Source organism: candidate division Zixibacteria bacterium HGW-Zixibacteria-1, assembly GCA_002838945.1.
Classification (GTDB): Bacteria; Zixibacteria; MSB-5A5; order GN15; family PGXB01; genus PGXB01.
This window is the reverse complement of record PGXB01000001.1, coordinates 74,668-94,046: the sequence shown is the minus strand read 5'-3', so window position 1 is coordinate 94,046 and position 19,379 is coordinate 74,668. Positions and strand designations below refer to the sequence as shown.

Sequence of the window (19,379 nt, the reverse complement as noted above, 5' to 3'; positions counted from 1 at the left end):
AATTTCACATTCTATCGACGGTTTGCAATGGTCGGATATACTTATAGAACATACGGTTATATGCCATCTTCTCAGCGCCCGCGTATCCGAACAATTCGCCGTGTCCATGTTATGCCCTGGGCGACACCGATTCGGCGAATCGGATCTATGCGGCTGAATTGTACAGGACAGGATAGCGACGATCCGTCCGGCTCGGGCCGGCGCCGGTTCTCATAACCGGTGTCCGGGTTGACCGAATCCGGCTTTTGCTGCGCCACCTCATTTGACAGGCCGTCCCCGAGTGGATGGTTTGTTCAGGAATTGATGCCTCCGATTAACCATTGCCCCAAGGAGGATGTCATGGAAAAATGGCAAGGGTGGCGCAAAATTCGTTATGAGGCGGAACTGGATTCGAGTTTCTCCCGCGAAATTGCGTCAATTCCCGGCGGGGATAAGCTTTTCAGTTGTATCCAGTGCGGGACGTGCAGCGGCATGTGCCCGATGAGCCCGTACATGGATTTCACCCCGCGACAAATTATCGCCATGATTCGGGCCGGATGCAAAGGTGAAGTGCTCAGCAGTTACACCACCTGGCTGTGTGCTTCATGCTATTCCTGCACCGTCGAATGCCCCAAAGAGATCAAACTTACCGATATTATGTATGCCGTCAAGCGGCTGGCCATCCGCGGAAAAGTCTATCCCAAACGTTTCCCAATCTCGGTTCTGGCCGGTGAGTTTTTCAAATGTGTCGAAAGGGACGGCCGCAGCAGCGAGGGCCGCCTGTTGCTTCGGCTCTTTTTGAAAACCAATCCCTTTCAGATGTTCAAGCAGGCCGGTTTGGGCTGGAAGTTGTTGATACGCGGCCGCTTCAGCCTCAAAAAAGAATCGATCAAACGCAAGGATGAATTGAAAAGCATCCTTAAAATGCTCGAAAAAGAGCATATGGTCAAGAGCAAAGAGGAATTGGAAGCAATTGGGGAGGTAAATCTATGAGTTACATGTATTTCCCTGGATGCTCCTTAAAGGGTACCGGCCGGGCATACGAGGAATCGATGCTGGCCGTGTTCGAGGCTCTGAAAATCCCGATGAAGGAAATCGATGACTGGAATTGTTGCGGCGCCACCGCTTATATGTCGGTCAGCGAGCTCAAAGCCTTTGCGCTCAGTGCCCGCAATTTCGCCCTGGCCGAACAGCAGAACGGCGATAACGGCAGCGCCGAGATGGTTGTTCCCTGCGCCGCCTGTTATCTCGGTCTGAACAAGGCCAGGCGCTATCTGAATGAATATAAGACGTTGAACGACACTGTCAAGCGCGCCCTGGCCGCCGGCGGGCTGGAATATCATGGTCATACCAAAATCAGGCATCCGCTTGATGTCCTGGTCAATGACATCGGCACCGAAAGAATCGCCGAACAGGTTAACCGGCCGCTAGCCGGTCTGAAAGTCGCCTGCTATTACGGCTGTCAGTTGGTTCGCCCCTTTGCCGATTTCGACGATCAACATGACCCGACCTCAATGAATCGCATCGTCAAGGCTCTGGGCGGCGAAACCATCGACTGGCCCCTCAAGACCAGATGTTGCGGCGGTTCATTGACTGGAACGATACAGGATGTCGGTCTGAGATTGAGCTACATCTTACTGAATGAGGCAAAAAAGCGCGGCAGCGACGTCATCATCACTGCCTGCCCGCTCTGCCAGTTCAATCTGGAATGTTATCAGCCGCAAATAGCAAAACGATTCGGCGGCGGCGGCGAAATTCCGGTTGTCTATTTCACCCAGTTGATGGGCATTGCCTTCGGTCTTGAACAGCGCAAGCTGGGCATGAACCGTCTCTTTGTCCGGCTTCAGCCGTCAAATGAATTGCGAGAAGTTGCAGGAGGTCAGCATGTCCACAGTTGATATAAATCCCAATGGCGCACCGAAAATCGGTGTGTATGTCTGTCACTGCGGTATCAATATCGCCCATATGGTCGATATCAACAGCACCGTCGAATTTGCCGCCAAATTGCCCCATGTGACGATTGCCAAAGAATATAAATTCATGTGCTCCGATCCGGGACAGGAATTGATACAGGAAGATATCCGCTCCGGTAAGATCGACCGCGTCGTGGTTGCCTCGTGCTCGCCCCTGATGCATGAACCGACTTTCCGGCGGGCCATGGTGGCGGCTAATGCCAACGCGTTCTTGTTCCAGATGGCCAATATCCGCGAGCATGTGAGCTGGGTCACCAAAGATAAAGCGGCTGCGACCGAAAAAGCCAAGGCGCTGATTGCCGCGGCGGTCGCGCGGGTCGCCTGGCACCGTCCGCTGGAGCAGAGCCGGGTGCCGGTTAATCCCAATGTCCTGGTGGTCGGAGGCGGTATCGCCGGAATTCATGCCGCTCTCACCATGGCCGATTCCGGCCGCAAGGTCTTCCTGGTCGAGCGCGAACCGACTATCGGCGGGCACATGGCCCAGTTCGACAAGACTTTCCCGACTCTCGACTGCTCCGCCTGTATCCTGACGCCGAAAATGTCGGCGGTGCGTTCGCATCCCAATATCACTCTCTGGACCTATTCCGAGATCGATAATGTGCAAGGATATGTGGGCAATTTCAAGGTGAAAGTAAAACGCAAACCGCGCTATGTCATCGAGGATCAATGCGTCGGCTGCCTCGACTGCATCGAGGCCTGCATTTTCAAGAAAGGCAAAACGCCCGATGAATTCAATGTCGGCCTGAGCAAACGCAAGCCGATCTATGTACCTTTCCCGCAAGCGACGCCGCTGGTGGCGGTGATTGATCCCGAAGACTGCGCCCATTTCCGCACCGGCAAGTGCAAGAAAACGTGTGTCGAAGTCTGCCAGAAGAATGCGATTGATTTAGAACAGACAGCCGAAATAAAGGAAATCGATGTCGGCGCCATTATCCTGGCCACCGGCTACCGGGCTTTCGACGCCTCGCGCATTTCACGCTACGGTTACGGCAAGTACCCCAATGTCTATTCCAGTCTTGAAGTGGAACGGCTGACCAATGCCGCCGGGCCGACCGGTGGGGAAATTGTCATGAGGGATGGCAAGAAACCCAAGGCGGTCGGGGTCGTGCATTGTGTCGGAAGCCGCGACAATAAAACCAATAAGTACTGCTCCAAGGTGTGCTGTATGTACTCTCTCAAACTGGCACATCTGGTCAAGGAGCGTACGGGAGCGGAAATTTACAATTTCTATATTGATATGCGGACGCCCGGCAAGGGTTATGAGGAATTCTACGAGAAACTCTTGATGGAAGATGTCCACTTCATCCGCGGCCGGGTGGCCGAAGTCACCGACTGGGCCATGACCCCCGAGGAAGAAGGGCATCTGGTTATCCGGGCCGAGGATACGTTGATCGGGTCGGTCCGCCGCATCCCGGTCGATATGGTCATACTCTCGGTTGGTCTTGAGCCGCAGACTGATCATGAGGATGTCCGCCGGATGTTCAATATCAGTTGCAGTCGTGAAGGCTGGTTCCTGGAGCGGCATCCCAAACTGGCTCCCGTGTCAACCTTCACCGACGGTGTTTTTCTGGCCGGGGCCTGCCAGGGACCAAAGGATATTCCCGAGAGTGTCGCCCAGGCCGGGGCGGCGGCGGCCGAGGCACTGGCGCTGGTTGATAAAGGCTTCGTGCAACTGGAACCGAACACTGCTTATGTTCAGGCCGAACACTGCTCCGGGTGCCATACCTGTATCAATCTCTGCCCGTACAGCGCCATCAATTTCATCGCGGAAAAGCATGCGGCCGAAGTGAACGGGGCCATGTGCAAGGGCTGCGGGACATGTGTGGCGGCCTGTCCGTCAGGCGCCCTGCAGCAGAATCTTTTCACCGATGAACAGATTTTCCATGAAATCGAAGGAGTCATCAATTATGTCTGATGCTGAAAATAAAACCAACGGATTCGAGCCGCGGATTGTTGCCTTCTTCTGCAACTGGTGTACCTATACTGCCGCCGATCTGGCCGGCACCGCCCGGATGCAGTACTCGGCCAATGTCCGCGTGATTCGCGTCATGTGCTCGGGACGGATCGATGCCCAGTTTATCGTCAAAGCTTTCCGCGAAGGGGCCGACGGTGTCCTGATCGGCGGCTGCCATCCCGGTGACTGCCATTATCAGGAGGGCAATTACAAGGCGCTGCGAAGAATGACGCTGCTTAAGAGATACATGGCCGCCATGGGTATCGAGCCGGAACGACTGCGAATGGAATGGATCGCCGCTTCCGAAGGCGACAAGGTCCAGAAGGTCATCAACCAGATGACCGAGCAGGTTCGCCGACTGGGGCCGCTTCATCTGGAACCGATGACTGTCGCGGCGCTTCACGAGCCGACCGCCGGATCGGCCAAAAATGTAACCGCCGTGCAAGGAGGGACGCCATGAGTAAACCCAAAGTTGCCTTTTACTGGTGTGCCTCATGCGGCGGCTGTGAGGAAGCGGTTGTCGATCTGGCCGAAGATATTCTTCAGGTCGTCGGAGCGGTCGATATTGTTTTCTGGCCGGTCGCACTTGATTTCAAGAAGAGTGATGTTGAAGCGATGGCGGACGGTGAGATAGTCGTCAGCTTTATCAACGGAGCCGTCCGTTCTTCGGAGCAGCATGAGATGGTCGAGTTACTGCGCCGGAAATCACAAATCGTGATAGCCTTCGGAAGCTGCGCCCATCTGGGCGGAATTCCCGGTCTGGCCAACACCTTCAATCGACAGGAGATGATCGAGGAAGTCTATTTCAATGCACCCTCAGTCGTCAATGATGAAAAAATGGTGCCGAAACTGGCCTATGACACCGGCAACGGAATCTTGACCCTTCCCCTATTATGGGACACGGTCAAGTCGCTCGATCAGGTTATCAAGGTGGAGTACTATCTGCCCGGCTGCCCGCCGCCGGTCAAACTGATAAAAGAAGCGGTCGGGGCTATTCTCAGCGGGCAGCTGCCCGCTCCGGGAGCGGTTCTCGCACCGGATATTTCCCTCTGTGAGGAATGCGAACGCCGCGACACCAAACCGGAAAAAATGGCTCTGAAGAGTTTCAAGCGGCCCTTCGAAATAGAAATCGATCAGGAAAAATGCCTTCTCGCCCAGGGTCTGCTCTGCCTGGGTCCGGTAACCCGTCAGGGTTGCGGGTCGGCCTGCCCCAAAGGCAATATGCCCTGCACCGGATGCATGGGGCCGACCAGTCGCGTAATCGATTTCGGCGCCAAAGCGCTTTCGGCTTTTGCATCCATGGCCGATTCGAACGATGACCGGGAGATCATCGAAATCCTGAGTCAGATTGTCGATCCGGTCGGAACCTTCCACCGGTACAGCCTTCCGGCCTCAATGATGCATCGGCGCTATCAACCTTCCGTTCCAGGAGAAAACAGCCATGAATGAAAGAATCGTTATAGATCCCATCACGCGGCTCGAGGGGCACGGCAAAATCGATATCATCCTGAATGACAGCGGCGGTGTTGACAGAGCCTACCTTCAGGTGCCGGAGCTGCGCGGTTTTGAAAGATTCGCTCAGGGGCGCCCGGCCGAGGATATGCCGCAAATCACCTCGCGTATTTGCGGCGTCTGCCCGACGGCTCATCATATGGCCGGGACCAAGGCTCTCGATGACCTGTACAAAGTCGAGCCGCCGCCGGCCGCCAAAAAAATAAGGGAACTGGTTTACAATATCTTTTATGTCGAGGATCATGCCCTGCATTTCTTCTTTCTGGCCGGGCCCGATTTTGTCGTCGGGCCGAAAGCGCCCAAAGCGGAACGGAATATTCTGGGCGTTCTCGGCAAAGTCGGGCAGGAAATCGGCCTGAAGGTAATCGGCACGCGCAAACAGTTGCGCGACCTGATGACCATGATAATGGGTAAGACCATTCATCCTGTCTTCGGTCTGCCGGGCGGCATTTCCAAGCCGATTGCAAAGGGCGACCAGCAGAAGATTATCGATGCTGCCGAGGTTGCGGTAGAATTTGCGCAATTCAGCCTGAAAATCTTCAATGATGTTGTTCTCAACAATCCTGAGTACATGGAACACATTACCTCGGATATCTATACCCATAAGACATATTACATGGGTATGGTGGATCAGAACAATAAGGTGAATTTCTATGATGGGCCGATCCGGGTGGTCGATCCGGACGGCAAAGAGCTGTGCAAATTTCCGCACGGCAAATACCTGGATCATATCGCGGAGCATGTCGAGCCGTGGAGCTATATGCGTTTCAGCTACCTTAAGGATATCGGCTGGAACGGCTTTGCCGACGGCCCCGACAGCGGCATCTTTGCCGTGGCGCCGCTGGCCCGCCTGAATGCCGCCGATGGCATGGCCACGCCGTTGGCCCAGGAAGCTTATGAACAGTTTTATCAAACCTGCGGCGGCAAACCGGTGCATTTCACACTGGCCACAAGCTGGGCCAGGTTGATCGAAATGCTTTACAGCGCCGAGCGGATGAGAGAGCTGGCGAGCGATCCGGAAATTGTCAATCCCAAAGTGCATAACATACCTACCGAAAAGCCGGTCGAGGGTGTCGGAATTGTCGAAGCTCCTCGCGGGACCCTTATTCATCATTATCAGACCGATGAAAAAGGGGTGATTACCAAGGCCAACCTGATTGTGGCGACACAGAATAACTCCGCCAGGATCGCCCTGTCGGTCGATAAGGCGGCCAAAGGCCTGATTAAAAACGGTCAGGTCGATGACGGAATTTTGAACATGGTGGAGATGGCTTTCCGGGCCTATGACCCCTGCCACGGCTGCGCCACACATGCCTTGCCGGGGCAGATGCCGTTAGCGGTCAGGGTTTTTGACAGCAACCACCATATGATCCGGGATATTCGCCGCAGGTGAGCCATGAAACCGCTGATTTTATGTTTGGGCAACGACTTGCTTGGTGACGACGGCATCGGCATTCTGGCCGCCGAGAAACTGCAGACCATGCTCAACGGCCAAGCCGATGTGGTCGCCACCGGCATGCATGGGGTGGCGCTCCTTGATCTTCTGGTCGGATACCGACAGGTTATAATAATCGACGCCATTCAAATGTCCGGTTTTTCGCCCGGGTCGGTTATCGAACTCGAACTGGGCGACTTAAGAACGGTTATGAGTCCGTCACCCCATTATACCGGATTGCCCGAATTAATATTATTGGCGGAACAGATGCAGCTTGACTTCCCGGAAGAAATAAAAATCTTTGCGGTTGAAGTTGATGATCCTTACACTGTGGGTAAGGAAATGAGCGCGGCGGTGTCAAAATCGTTGAAGAAGCTGATACCGTGCGTCATGGCTTATATAAACTGGTGGCAAGACAGGGCTTTTCATGCATGAACTGCGTGTGGCAACTGAGATAATTGAGATTGTGCAAAATGAGATGAACCGGCTGAAACTGTCCGGAATCAAAGAAGTCGGCCTTCGTCTGGGAGCCCTGTCCGGGTTTGATGCCGGTGCGCTCTCTTTCAGTTTCGAGGCGGCCGTTGTCGATACCCCTCTTGACGGAGCCGTGCTTAAAATCGAGCAGGTTCCGGTTAAGGGAAACTGCCGCTCCTGCCTCAAAGATTTTGAAGTAAATGAGTTTGTTTTTATATGTCCTTTTTGCGGTTCGACCGATATGTATTTAGTACAGGGGGAAGAACTTGATATTACATACCTTGTCGAAAAATAATGGGGCACGATTACAAAAACGGAAATGATATGGATGAGAAGATAAAAGTAGAAAAAAAGGTTCTGTCGGAAAATGACCGGCTGGCCGCCGAGATCAGGGCCGATCTTGCCGGGAAGAAAATTCTCTCCCTCAATCTGGTCAGTTCACCCGGATCCGGGAAAACCTCCCTGCTTGAAAGAACCCTGAAGGAGATGGGCCGGAAGTTGAACATGGCGCTGATTGCGGGCGATGTCCAGACGGAAAATGATGCCGACCGTCTGACCAGGGCCGGCGGCCGCATTGTCCGGCCGATTGTCACCGGCGGCGCCTGTCATCTCGATGCCAAAATGATCGGTAATGTCCTGGACAAGATTGATCTGGCCGGCACCGATGTTCTCTTTATCGAAAATGTCGGTAACCTCGTATGTCCGTCAAGCTATGATCTTGGTGAAGATATGAAGGTGGTATTAATCAGCACCACTGAAGGTGATGACAAGCCGCTTAAATATCCGGCCATGTTTCGCCGTTCCTCGGTCATGATAGTCAACAAAATCGACCTGCTGGGACTTTCCGATTTTGATCCGGAAAAGGTCAAAAAAAATGCCCGAACCATAAACGCCGCTCTGAAAATATTTGAAGTCTCCTGCCGAACCGGCGAGGGGCTTGATGTCTGGTACAAATGGCTCGTTGAGGCCGCGCAAAAGAAGAAAAAAGCCTGAGCTTTTGGAGCAATATTATGAGGTACTTTACTCATAATGGAAAAGACTATGAAGTTGATGCCCTGGGTTATCTGCTGAATCCCGAGGAATGGGATGAGAATTTTGCCGAGGGCATGGCGCCGCAGGTGCGGATCGAAGGCGGTCTGACCGAAGCTCACTGGAAAGTTATCCGCTTTATCCGCAACAGCTTCGATAAAATGAACAACTGCCCCCTGGTATATGTCGCCTGCCGCAAAAATGATATCGGGCTCGGCGACCTGAGAAAGCTCTTTCCGACCGGTTATCTTCGCGGAGCCTGCAAACTGGCCGGGGTCACTTACCGCGAGGGATACTTCCAGAAAAACTGGATCGAAGAACATATCGTGCATCATGTCCGGATGTATGAGAAAAAGATATATAAGACAGATGTCTATGGCTTCCTGGTCGATTTCAACGACTGGGATGAAAACTTCGCCCTCCACAAGGCCTTTGAAATGAAGATGCCCGAGTATCTCACAAAGAAACACTGGGAAATTATACTTTTCATGAGAGATTATTTTTCGAGAACGGGCGAGATTCCGACCATCTACGCCACCTGCGAGAGCAATAATATCGGCCTGGAGGAACTGGAAAAGCTGTTCCCCGACGGCTACCACCGCGGGGCGGTCAAAGTCGCCGGATTGAGAGATGCTTAGAGGAAGAAACATGGTTATGAAAGGAGCCTTTAATCAATCTAATCAGAACTTTTTCTGTTGACAATATTATTGGCGCACATTATATTGTGTTAAGTTTGTGAAATAAATCACAAAGTCGGGAGTGCCATTGAATAACGAAACTAAATCAGTGATAGAACGGAAAGATTTCCAGGCCCTTTTTGATGCTCTGAGCGCCGAAGGGTACAATATTTCCGGGCCGACCGTCAGAGATAACGCTGTTGTCTATGATGAAATCAATTCTGCCGATGAGCTTCCCATCGGCTGGACGGATCGGCAGGAAGGCGGCAGCTACCGCCTTACAAAGAGTGAAAAGAAGACCTTGTTTGGCTTTATTCTGGGTCCCTACACCTGGAAAAAACTGCTCTATCCGCCGCGCAAGAAGATGCTGGAAGCCGCGCGAAACGGACACAGTTTTGAAATCAAAAGTTCGGATGCGAAGCCGGCCAAAAAAGCCTTGATCGGTGTCCGGCCGTGCGAGCTTCAGGCCATTGCCATCCAGGATAAGATTCTTCGTGACGGCCAGTATTCCGACCCGGAATATGACGCCGTCCGCCGAAATTTGTTCATCGTGGCCGTCAACTGCACCAATCCCGGGAATAATTGCTTTTGCGCCTCGATGAACAGCGGCCCCGCGGCAGCCGGCGGCTTTGATCTGGCCCTGACCGAAATCCTTGAAAGCGGCAAGCATTATTTTGTCGTCGAAGCCGGTTCCAGGGCGGGGAACAAAGTGCTGGAAAAAGTCGCGCATCGGCCCGCCGAAAACCATGAATCGGGTAATGCCGAAAAGGCGGTCAAAGAGGCCTCGTCGAAAATGGGACGCAGCCTTGACATGAAAGGTCTCAAGGAGATTCTTTATGAAAATTTTGACAGCCATCACTGGAACGAAATCGTCAAGCGCTGCCTGACCTGCGGCAATTGCACCATGGTTTGCCCCACCTGTTTCTGCTGCAATATCGAGGATACAACCGATCTGGGCGGCGATCAGGCCGAAAGATGGCGCTGCTGGGATTCCTGTTATACGGTTGATTTTTCATATATACACGGGGGCAGCATTCGGGCGACCGCATCATCGCGATATCGTCAGTGGCTGATGCACAAGATCGCTTACTGGCAGGATCAGTTTGGAACACCCGGTTGTGTCGGCTGCGGGCGGTGTATTACCTGGTGCCCGGTCGGTATCGATATCACCGCGGAAGCCGCCGCTATCCGTGAGAAGGCATAAAAATTATACCTTTTTTTATGAGGGTTTGAGCCATGGAAAATCTTGAGCGAATCTTAATGGAACACCCCTTCTTGGCGGGGATGAATCCGAAGCATATCCAGACTCTTGTCGGATGTGCGTCGAATGTCGTTTTCAAGGAAAACGAATACATTTTCAAAGAGGGCAAAGATGCCAACTCCTTTTACTTTATCCGGCATGGCCGGGTTCAGATCGAAACTCATGTTCCCCAGAAGGGTCCGATCATAATCCGTTCGCGCGAAGCCGGCGAAATCCTGGGTTGGTCATGGCTGGTTCCGCCGTACAAGTGGCACTTCGATGCCCGGGCCGTGGAACTGACCCGCGCCATTGTGCTTGACGGAAAATGCCTCCGCGACAAGTGCGAGCTGGATCATGATCTCGGATATGAAATAATGAAAAGATTCAATATTATCATCGCTGAAAGACTGGAAGCGACAAGATTTCAGTTAATGGATGTGTATGGCAAAAATGCAAAGTAAAGATAAAACAACAGGCATAACCGCGGCCGAACCGATGCTGGTGAAACCATATACCATTCATCGGGTGGTCCGGGAAACATTCGACACTTTCTCCCTCGAGCTTGGCCCGAAATCGGGACGCGATACAATAAAATTTGCCCCGGGCCAGTTCAACATGCTTTATATGTATGGTGTTGGGGAAGTGCCGATATCCATCAGCGGTGACCCCACCAAGGAGGGGCCTCTGGTGCATACGACCCGCGCCGTCGGAACGGTTACCAAAGCCATGAAGGACCTCAAGGTTGCCGATACTATCGGTGTCAGGGGGCCCTATGGCGCGGCCTGGCCGGTCAAAGAGGCCGAAGGCCATGATGTGGTTATAGTTGCCGGCGGTATCGGCCTGGCGCCGCTTCGCCCGGTGATATATTACGTTCTTCATAACAGAAATAAGTACGGTAAGATTGTCCTTCTCTATGGCACCCGGACGCCCGAGGATATGCTTTATCGCAAACAACTGGAAAAGTGGCGGAGCCGTTTCGATCTCGAAACTTATCTCACCGTGGATCGGGCCACCGGCACCTGGCGCGGTAATGTGGGCGTGGTCACCACCCTGATCGGGAGGGCGCCCTTCGATCCGCTGCATTGCGTGGCTATGGTATGCGGTCCGGAAATTATGATGAGATATACTGTTCTTGAACTGCTGAAACGAGGCGTGACCGAGGATAAAACATACATATCGATGGAGCGTAACATGAAATGCGGCATCGGCATGTGCGGCCACTGCCAGCTCGGATCCACCTTCGTCTGCAAGGATGGGCCGGTCTATCGTTTCGACAGTATGAGAGATGTCTTCTCAATGTGGGAAATGTAACATGAGTCCAATAAAAAAACCAAAACTTGCTGTATGGAAGTTTGCTTCCTGTGACGGCTGCCAGTTATCGCTGCTCGATTGCGAGGATGAACTGCTGGCCGTCGCCAATGCCGTGCACATTGCCAATTTCCCGGAGGCATCCCGCGCCGTTGTCAATGGGCCGTATGATATTTCGCTGGTGGAAGGTTCCATAACGACGCCCCATGATGCCGAGCGAATACATAAAATCCGGCGTATCTCCAAGGTTCTGATAACAATCGGGGCCTGTGCCACCTCCGGAGGCATCCAGGCGCTTCGTAATTTCAAAGATGTCAATGACTTTATCTCGATTGTTTATGCTAATCCGAGTTATATCGAAACGCTGAACAAATCGACACCGATTGCCGACCATGTCTTTGTCGATTTTGAATTGCGCGGATGCCCGATCAATAAATATCAATTGGTCGAAGTGCTCAACGCTTACCTGAACGGCCGCAAGCCGAACATTCCGTCATACAGTGTTTGTGTCGAATGTAAAAGAAAGGGTAATGTCTGTGTCATGGTCGCATCCGGCGACGCCTGTCTCGGCCCGGTGACCCAGGCCGGCTGTGGCGCCCTCTGTCCCGCCTATCTGCGCGGCTGTTTTGGATGTTTCGGGCCGAAGGAAACGCCCAACACGTCGTCACTGGCCGACTGGTATGAGAAGCTTAAAATGTCGCAGAGCGACATCGTCAGAGCATTTCGCGGCTTCAATGCCTTTGCCGAGCCGTTTCGGAAGGAGAGCGAGGCACATGAAAAATAAAGTTATCAAAGTCGATTATCTCGCCCGGGTCGAGGGCGAGGGCAGATTGCTGATCAAAATAAAGGGTGATACCGTTTCCGATATTAAATTCAATATCATCGAGCCGCCCCGATTTTTTGAGGCCTTCCTGCGCGGCCGCAAATTCACCGAGGCGCCCGACATAACCGCCCGGATCTGCGGTATCTGCCCCATTGCCTATATGATGTCCGCCTCTCATGCTATGGAAAGTATCTGCGGCGTAAAAGTGGACGGACAGCTTCGCGCCCTGCGCCGCCTGATTTACTGCGGCGAATGGATCGAATCACACGCCCTGCATATATACATGCTGCATGCCCCCGATTTTCTCGGCTATGAGGATGCCATCCAGATGGCCAAAGATCACCCCGAGGCGGTCAAGAATGCCCTGAAGCTCAAGAAAATCGGCAATGACCTGATGATTCTGCTCGGCGGACGGGAAATTCATCCGATCAACCCGAAGATCGGCGGCTTCTACAAAGTGCCGACCAAGAAGCAGCTCGAGGAAATGGTCGAACCGTTGAAATGGGCGCTGAATATGTCGCTCGAGACAGTCAAGTTTACGGCCGGCCTGACATTCCCCGAACTGGAAAGGGATTACGAATTTGTCTCATTGCGGCATCCCGACGAGTATCCCATAACTGAAGGATACATTGTATCCAACAAGGGGATCGACATCGAGCTGAGCAAATTCTTCGACTACTTCGAAGAGCAGCATGTGGCGCACTCCACTTCACTGCATGCCGTCGTCAAGGGGCGTGATGATTATCATACCGGCCCGCTGGCCCGGTATGCCAATAATTATGACAAGCTGACGCCGAAAGCGCTCAAGGCGGCCAAAGATGTCGGCCTGCCCAAAGTGGTGCTCAATCCCTTCAAGAGCATAATTGTCCGCGCCGTTGAGCTGGTCGTTGCCTGCGAAGAAGCGCTCAGGATTATCGAGAACTACGAAATGCCGAAAAAGGCGAGTGTCGAAGTGAAGCCGAAAGCCGGTGTCGGTTTCGGTATCACCGAGGCGCCGCGGGGTATCTGCGTGCATCGCTATGAAATAGATGACGACGGCATTATCAAGAATGCCCGTATCCTGGCGCCGACATCGCAGAACCAGAAGGCGATCGAGAAAGATCTCCGCAAATTCGTGGAAAATCATCTCGATCTGCCGCAGGATAAATTAACCTGGCAATGCGAACAAACTATTCGTAATTATGATCCGTGCATTTCGTGCTCCTGTCATTTCCTGAAACTCGAAATCGAGCGCGAATGATGCTCAAGGGACCATGACGATAAAGCACCCCATATTGGTTATCGGGGTCGGAAATGATTTTCGTTCCGACGATGCCGTCGGATTATATGTCGCCCGGGAGATAAATAAGAAGGGCCTGAAAAATACGACGATCATCGAGGGTATCAACGATGGGACCTCGATGATCGAGGCCTGGAAAGGAATTTCCCGGGCAATTGTTATTGATTGTGTCCACTCCGGAGGCGAGCCGGGCAAAATATACCGTTTCGACGCTCTTAGCGAGAATATCCCTGAAAATTACTTTCCCGGCCTGTCCACGCATGCATTCAATATCACCGCTGCGATCGCGCTGGCCCGAAATATTGATTATCTGCCGGACAATCTGATAATCTATGGTATTGAAGGGGAAAACTTCGGCACCGGCCAGGGATTGTCCGATAGGGTTCATAAAAGCGCCGACGAAGTGATAAAACAAATAGCCGATGAAATCCGCCGGGCGTTCGAGGGCAGTTCAAAATAGTCTTTCCACCGTTGGATGGTTTTTTGTGAAACGTCTGTTGATCAAAATAGAGGGGACAGTGCAGGGGGTTGGCTTTCGACCCTTTGTCTATCGCCTTGCCAATGAACTTGAATTGCACGGCTGGGTCGGCAATTCGCCGCAGGGGGTGGAAATCGATATTGAAGGGGACGAGAATAATATTGACCGATTCGTCAATCGTCTCGACACCGAAAAACCGCCTCTGGCCCTGATTAATCATAAGGAAATGGCCGATCTCGATCCGGTCGGGCATAAGGAATTTATCGTTCGCATCAGTGGCAATGGCGGCAGCAAGACCGCCCTGGTGCTTCCCGATATCGCCACCTGCCAAAAATGTCTGGACGACATCTTTGATCCATCCAACCGGCGTTTTCGCTACCCATTTACAAATTGCACCAATTGCGGGCCTCGTTACAGCATCATCTATACGCTCCCTTATGATCGCGGCAACACTACCATGAAAATTTTCCCGATGTGCCGCCGCTGCCGTGAGGAATACGAGGATCCATCGAATCGCAGATTCCACGCCCAGCCCAATGCCTGCCCCGAATGCGGGCCGCATCTGCAGTTGTGGAGCAATAGCGGCGATGTTCTGGCGATGCATGATGATGCCCTGATGGCTGCCTGCGAAGCGATCAAACAGGGAAAGATACTCGCCCTTAAAGGCCTTGGCGGTTTTCAACTGCTGGTTGACGCCCGCAATGATGACGCGGTGAAACTATTGCGTAAACGCAAAGCCCGTGAGGAAAAATCGCTGGCCCTGATGTACCCGTCAATGGAAGTTGTCTTACGCGATTGTGAATTATCGATTGCCGAGAGAGAGCTGCTGTTATCACCGCCGTCACCGATAACCTTGCTCCGAAGCAATTCCAATAGCGAAATCGCCGCTTCCGTGGCGCCGGGCAATCCTTACCTGGGAGTGATGCTGCCCTACACGCCATTGCATCATCTGCTGATGGCCGAACTGTCATTCCCGATTGTCGCCACCAGCGGCAACTTGTCCGACGAGCCGATTTGCATCGATGAGAATGAAGCTCTTCAACGACTGGGTGATATTGCCGACCTGTTCCTGATGCATAACCGGCCTATTGCAAGACAGATGGATGATTCCATCGTCCGCCTGATGAACGGTCAACCGATGGTCATGCGCAATGCCCGCGGCTATGCCCCGACACCCGTCAGTCTGACAAATCATGTTTCCCCCATTCTGGCGGTTGGCGCCCATCTAAAAAACTCAGTGGCCATTGCAAATGGAAACCATGCTTTCGCCAGCCAGCATATCGGTGATCTGGAGACCGCCGAAGCCTTCGAAGCCATGAAACGAGTAACCGCCTCATTATCAGATATATATGATTTCAAACCAGCGATGGTCGTGTCGGATCTTCATCCCGATTATTTGTCCACGCGTTTTGCCGACAACATGGGCCTGCCGGCAAGAAAAGTTCAGCATCATGTGGCCCATGTTCTATCCTGCATGGCGGATAATCGACTCAGTGAGCCGGTTCTGGGTGTCTCCTGGGACGGCACCGGCCTCGGCCCGGATAAAACAATCTGGGGCGGCGAATTTTTTCAGGTAACCGGAAAGAAAATCAGGCGCATCGCCCATTTGAGATGTTTCCCTCTGCCCGGCGGCGATTATGCCGTCCGGGAGCCGCGGCGATCCGCACTCGGATTGTTATATGAGGTTTTTGGCAGTGATGTTTTCGCGATGAAAGAGCTTGCGCCGCTCATGTCATTCGATAATTCCGATACCGCGGTCTTAAGAACCATGCTGGAGAAAAATATTAACACTCCCCGAACCTCGAGCGCCGGAAGGCTATTCGATGCCGTTTCCGCAATTCTGGGCATCTGCCAGGTCTCCCGCTATGAGGGCCAGGCAGCCATGATGCTTGAATTTGCGGCTGATTCCGAGCCTGACGAGAAGTCATACACATTCAGGTTAATCTCGGAAGAATCGAAAAGCATCGTTGACTGGCAGCAAATTATACATGATATTTTCACGGATATGCATAATGTGGCGGCTCCGGGGCGAATCGCTTCCAGGTTTCAAAATACGCTGGCGGATATTATATTGGCTATAGCGGAAAATATTGGAGAGAAAAATGTCGTGCTGACCGGCGGCTGTTTTCAGAACAAATATTTGACCGAGAAAACAATCAGCCGTCTCGAGTCGGCCGGATTTAAACCATACCGGCATCACCGCATCCCGCCCAATGACGGCGGCATCGCCATCGGGCAGATCATGGCGGCGGCCGGCGGAATAGAATTGGAACTGTAATATGTGTCTTGCCATACCGGGAAAAGTTGTCAGTATAGAATCGGATGATTCTCTTTCGAGGACCGGAAAAGTCAGTTTCGGCGGGGTTCTCAAAGAGATCAACCTGACCCTCGTGCCCGAAGCCGGGATCGGGAATTATGTTCTGGTGCATGCCGGTTTTGCCATCAGCACCGTCAATGAAGAAGAGGCCAATCAAACCTTCGAATATCTTCGTCAAATAGAAGAATTGGGAAATTCCGGGGATAATGATTCGTGAAGTATATCGATGAATTCCGCGATCCGGTGACGGCCGCCCGTTATGTCAGGCAAATCGCCAGGATTACCACCCGTAACTGGACCATTATGGAAGTCTGCGGCGGGCAGACCCATGCTATTCTCAAAAGCGGTATCGATCAACTCCTGCCCAAAAAAATTGAACTGCTTCATGGGCCCGGCTGCCCCGTATGTGTGACTCCGGTCGAACTGGTCGATATGGCGGTGGCAATTTCATCAAGACCGAATGTCATCTTCTGTTCATTCGGCGATATGATGCGCGTTCCCGGAAGCAGCAAAGACCTGCTGTCGGTCAGAGCCGAAGGCGGCGATATCCGCACCGTCTATGCGCCGACCGACACGATTAAGATCGCCCGTGACAATCCGGGAAAAGAAGTGGTTTTTTTCGGCATCGGCTTCGAAACCACCGCTCCAGCCAATGCCTCACTGGTTTATCAGGCCAGGCAATTGAATTTAAAAAATCTTTCGATACTCATGGCCCAGGTGCTTATTCCCCCCGCCATGGAGGCTATTCTCGGCGCGCCCGGAAACAATGTTCAGGGTTTTTTGGCCGCCGGACATGTCTGTTCGGTGGTTGGATTTGAAGACTATGAAAAGATTGTTTCCAGATACAGAATCCCCATTGTGGTGACCGGCTTTGAACCGATCGATATTCTTCAGGGCATATATATGACGATTGCCCAGCTCGAAGAGGGCCGCGCCGAGGTTGAAAATCAGTACCGGCGTGCCGTCCGCCGGGAAGGAAACCTTGAAGCGAAAAAAATTATCGGCGAAGTGTTTACTGTCGTCGACCGCAAATGGCGCGGTCTTGGCATTATTAAAAAAAGCGGTCTGGCCCTTTGCGAAAAGTATCTTGAATTCGATGCCGCCAAACGCTTCGGGCTGGAGGATATGTGTGCCGAGGAGTCCGCCGAGTGTATCAGCGGGCTGATTCTTCAGGGAAAAAAGAAGCCGTTCGAATGTTCCGTTTTTGGGACCAAATGCACCCCGGAGCATCCACTGGGGGCGACCATGGTCTCATCGGAAGGCGCCTGCGCCGCATACTATCGTTACCGAAAAGCCGGACCCGAATCAATGGGCCATCAATTGGGATAAAATGCCATGAATGATAAAAAATATAGCGGACTAAACTGCCCCATACCGATCTCCGATTATCCGCATGTCCTGCTGGCGCACGGCGGCGGGGGCAGGTTGATGCATCAATTGATCGATAAAATTTTTGCCGCCACTTTTGCCAATCCCCACCTTGAGACCGCGCATGATGGCGCTGTTTTGAAAATAAAAGGGAATCGTCTCGCCTTTACGACCGACTCATATGTGGTCGATCCGTTGTTCTTTCCCGGAGGTGATATCGGCAAACTGGCCATCGATGGTACTGTCAATGACCTGGCCATGTGCGGGGCACGGCCGCTGTACCTCAGCGCAGGATTTATTATCGAAGAAGGATTTTCCATGGATTCGCTATGGAGAGTAGCGCTTTCGATGAGAGAAGCCGCCGATCAGGCCGCTGTCAGCATCGTTACCGGTGATACCAAGGTTGTCGATAAGGGCCGCGGGCACGGTCTGTTTATAAATACCGCCGGGGTCGGCGTTATTGAACATGAGCTGACTATTGCACCATCGTCGGTCCGACCCGGTGATGTCGTCATTATCAACGGCGATATCGGACGGCACGGCATGGCCATCATGGCCCGCCGCGAGGGGCTTGCCTTTGAGACCACCATCGAGAGCGACTGCGCCCCACTGGCCGCAACCGTGCTGAAACTGCTTGACCGCGGAATTAATATTCACTGTTTGCGTGATCTGACCAGAGGCGGTCTGGCCGCTTCGCTGGTCGAGATCGCTTCGACCTCAAGCTGCCGTATAGAAGTTGAGGAGAACAAGATTCCGGTCTGCGATCAGGTGCGCGGCGCTTGCGAAATTCTCGGGTTTGATCCGATTTATGTCGCCAATGAAGGACGCATGGTCATCTTTGTCCCGGACAAAGATGCCGATAAAGTCATGGATATTTTGCACGAGGAATCGCTCTGGCCGGAAGCGGCGATTATCGGAAAAGTCAGCGGGAAGAACGACGGTATCGTAACCATGAAAAGCATCATCGGCGCCGATCGTATCATCGATATGCTCAGCGGCGAGCAACTGCCGCGAATCTGCTGAAAACCCGCCTTACTTCACTTCGTCGTCGAGTTTTCTCAATTCACGTAAAATTCCCAGCGGGCTGGATCCGGCCGCCAGTTTGGCAATTTTGTCCATCCGTGCCTGGTCGGTTTCGAATTTTTTGCGCAGTCTTTCCTGGAATGCTTCTTTCAGCTTCTCAAGGAGCATATCCAGTTCGTACGGCTTAGGGAGATAGCTGAATGCGCCCAGCTTGGTGCATTCTACCGCCGAATCGACCGAGCCGTGACCGGTCAGGATAATCACCTCGAGATATTTATGCTCTTTTTTGAGAATTTCCAGCACCTGCGTGCCGTCCATGCCGGGCATTTTTAGATCCAGCAGGGCCAGGTCAAACTTGCCGGTCTTGGCGGCCTCGATCGCCTCCAGTCCGCTCTTGGCCTTGGTGACGCCGAACCCGCGAAGTTCCAGCCTTTGCGCAATGGAATCGAGAAATTTTACCTCGTCATCGACAATGAGTAGTTTGATATTATCCGTCATATTAATATCCTT

At 52.8% G+C, this 19,379-nt stretch carries 22 protein-coding genes; 20 read left to right on the top strand and 2 right to left on the bottom strand.

The window, feature by feature from the left end:
- Positions 1-71: 71 nt before the first annotated feature.
- A complete protein-coding gene (locus CVT49_00380) occupies positions 72-257 on the bottom strand; it encodes a hypothetical protein (protein ID PKK85032.1) in 186 nt (61 codons plus the stop codon).
- A gap of 82 nt (positions 258-339) precedes the next feature.
- On the opposite strand from CVT49_00380, the gene CVT49_00375 reads away from it, so the two are divergent.
- From CVT49_00375 to hypE, 20 genes are all read left to right on the top strand, one after another.
- Complete coding sequence (locus CVT49_00375; protein PKK85031.1) at positions 340-972, top strand: heterodisulfide reductase; 633 nt, start codon at positions 340-342, stop codon at positions 970-972.
- Positions 969-1,877 carry a disulfide reductase gene (locus CVT49_00370; GenBank protein ID PKK85030.1) on the top strand — a complete coding sequence of 303 codons (909 nt, stop codon included), beginning with the start codon at positions 969-971 and terminating at the stop codon, positions 1,875-1,877. The genes CVT49_00375 and CVT49_00370 overlap by 4 nt, the downstream gene beginning before the upstream one ends.
- Positions 1,864-3,867, top strand: coding sequence for a disulfide reductase (locus tag CVT49_00365; GenBank protein PKK85029.1), 2,004 nt, complete (start codon positions 1,864-1,866; stop codon positions 3,865-3,867). Before CVT49_00370 ends, CVT49_00365 begins: the two co-directional genes overlap by 14 nt.
- Entirely contained in the window at positions 3,860-4,366 is a 507-nt protein-coding gene (locus CVT49_00360) for a methyl-viologen-reducing hydrogenase subunit delta (GenBank protein PKK85028.1), read from the top strand. The genes CVT49_00365 and CVT49_00360 overlap by 8 nt, the downstream gene beginning before the upstream one ends.
- Positions 4,363-5,355 carry an oxidoreductase gene (locus CVT49_00355; GenBank protein ID PKK85027.1) on the top strand — a complete coding sequence of 331 codons (993 nt, stop codon included), beginning with the start codon at positions 4,363-4,365 and terminating at the stop codon, positions 5,353-5,355. The genes CVT49_00360 and CVT49_00355 overlap by 4 nt, the downstream gene beginning before the upstream one ends.
- Positions 5,348-6,811, top strand: a complete 1,464-nt coding sequence (locus CVT49_00350; protein ID PKK85026.1) for a Ni/Fe hydrogenase subunit alpha — start codon at positions 5,348-5,350, stop codon at positions 6,809-6,811. The genes CVT49_00355 and CVT49_00350 overlap by 8 nt, the downstream gene beginning before the upstream one ends.
- Positions 6,812-6,814: 3 nt before the next feature.
- Positions 6,815-7,288: a hypothetical protein gene (locus CVT49_00345; GenBank protein PKK85025.1), complete on the top strand. Its 474-nt coding sequence runs from the start codon at positions 6,815-6,817 to the stop codon at positions 7,286-7,288.
- Positions 7,281-7,622, top strand: a complete 342-nt coding sequence (locus CVT49_00340) for a hypothetical protein (protein PKK85024.1) — start codon at positions 7,281-7,283, stop codon at positions 7,620-7,622. The genes CVT49_00345 and CVT49_00340 overlap by 8 nt, the downstream gene beginning before the upstream one ends.
- 29 nt (positions 7,623-7,651) lie before the next feature.
- On the top strand, positions 7,652-8,320 hold the full coding sequence (gene hypB, locus CVT49_00335; protein PKK85113.1) for a hydrogenase accessory protein HypB: 669 nt from the start codon (positions 7,652-7,654) through the stop codon (positions 8,318-8,320).
- 17 nt (positions 8,321-8,337) lie between these two features.
- Positions 8,338-8,994 (top strand): sulfurtransferase TusE, encoded by a 657-nt coding sequence (locus tag CVT49_00330; GenBank protein PKK85023.1) that lies wholly within the window; start codon positions 8,338-8,340, stop codon positions 8,992-8,994.
- A gap of 121 nt (positions 8,995-9,115) precedes the next feature.
- A complete protein-coding gene (locus CVT49_00325; GenBank protein PKK85022.1) occupies positions 9,116-10,237 on the top strand; it encodes a sulfite reductase subunit A in 1,122 nt (373 codons plus the stop codon).
- 32 nt (positions 10,238-10,269) lie between these two features.
- Positions 10,270-10,734: a Crp/Fnr family transcriptional regulator gene (locus CVT49_00320; protein PKK85021.1), complete on the top strand. Its 465-nt coding sequence runs from the start codon at positions 10,270-10,272 to the stop codon at positions 10,732-10,734.
- Positions 10,724-11,584, top strand: coding sequence for a Ni/Fe hydrogenase subunit gamma (locus tag CVT49_00315; GenBank protein ID PKK85020.1), 861 nt, complete (start codon positions 10,724-10,726; stop codon positions 11,582-11,584). Before CVT49_00320 ends, CVT49_00315 begins: the two co-directional genes overlap by 11 nt.
- Before the next feature lies 1 nt (position 11,585).
- Positions 11,586-12,365, top strand: a complete 780-nt coding sequence (locus CVT49_00310; protein ID PKK85019.1) for an oxidoreductase — start codon at positions 11,586-11,588, stop codon at positions 12,363-12,365.
- On the top strand, positions 12,355-13,644 hold the full coding sequence (locus CVT49_00305; GenBank protein ID PKK85018.1) for a Ni/Fe hydrogenase subunit alpha: 1,290 nt from the start codon (positions 12,355-12,357) through the stop codon (positions 13,642-13,644). Before CVT49_00310 ends, CVT49_00305 begins: the two co-directional genes overlap by 11 nt.
- A gap of 13 nt (positions 13,645-13,657) precedes the next feature.
- Positions 13,658-14,143 (top strand): hydrogenase maturation protease, encoded by a 486-nt coding sequence (locus CVT49_00300; GenBank protein ID PKK85017.1) that lies wholly within the window; start codon positions 13,658-13,660, stop codon positions 14,141-14,143.
- Positions 14,106-16,439 carry a carbamoyltransferase HypF gene (gene hypF, locus CVT49_00295; protein ID PKK85016.1) on the top strand — a complete coding sequence of 778 codons (2,334 nt, stop codon included), beginning with the start codon at positions 14,106-14,108 and terminating at the stop codon, positions 16,437-16,439. The genes CVT49_00300 and hypF overlap by 38 nt, the downstream gene beginning before the upstream one ends.
- A 1-nt stretch (position 16,440) precedes the next feature.
- The gene (gene hypC, locus CVT49_00290; GenBank protein ID PKK85015.1) at positions 16,441-16,695 is read left to right on the top strand and encodes a HypC/HybG/HupF family hydrogenase formation chaperone; all 255 of its coding nucleotides are present in this window, start codon (positions 16,441-16,443) and stop codon (positions 16,693-16,695) included.
- Entirely contained in the window at positions 16,692-17,807 is a 1,116-nt protein-coding gene (locus CVT49_00285; protein ID PKK85014.1) for a hydrogenase formation protein HypD, read from the top strand. The genes hypC and CVT49_00285 overlap by 4 nt, the downstream gene beginning before the upstream one ends.
- Before the next feature lie 6 nt (positions 17,808-17,813).
- Positions 17,814-18,869 (top strand): hydrogenase expression/formation protein HypE, encoded by a 1,056-nt coding sequence (hypE, locus tag CVT49_00280; GenBank protein PKK85013.1) that lies wholly within the window; start codon positions 17,814-17,816, stop codon positions 18,867-18,869.
- A 9-nt stretch (positions 18,870-18,878) separates the two neighbouring features.
- Here the strand turns inward: hypE and CVT49_00275 are convergent, their stop codons facing one another.
- The gene (locus CVT49_00275) at positions 18,879-19,367 is read right to left on the bottom strand and encodes a response regulator (protein PKK85012.1); all 489 of its coding nucleotides are present in this window, start codon (positions 19,365-19,367) and stop codon (positions 18,879-18,881) included.
- Positions 19,368-19,379 lie beyond the last annotated feature (12 nt).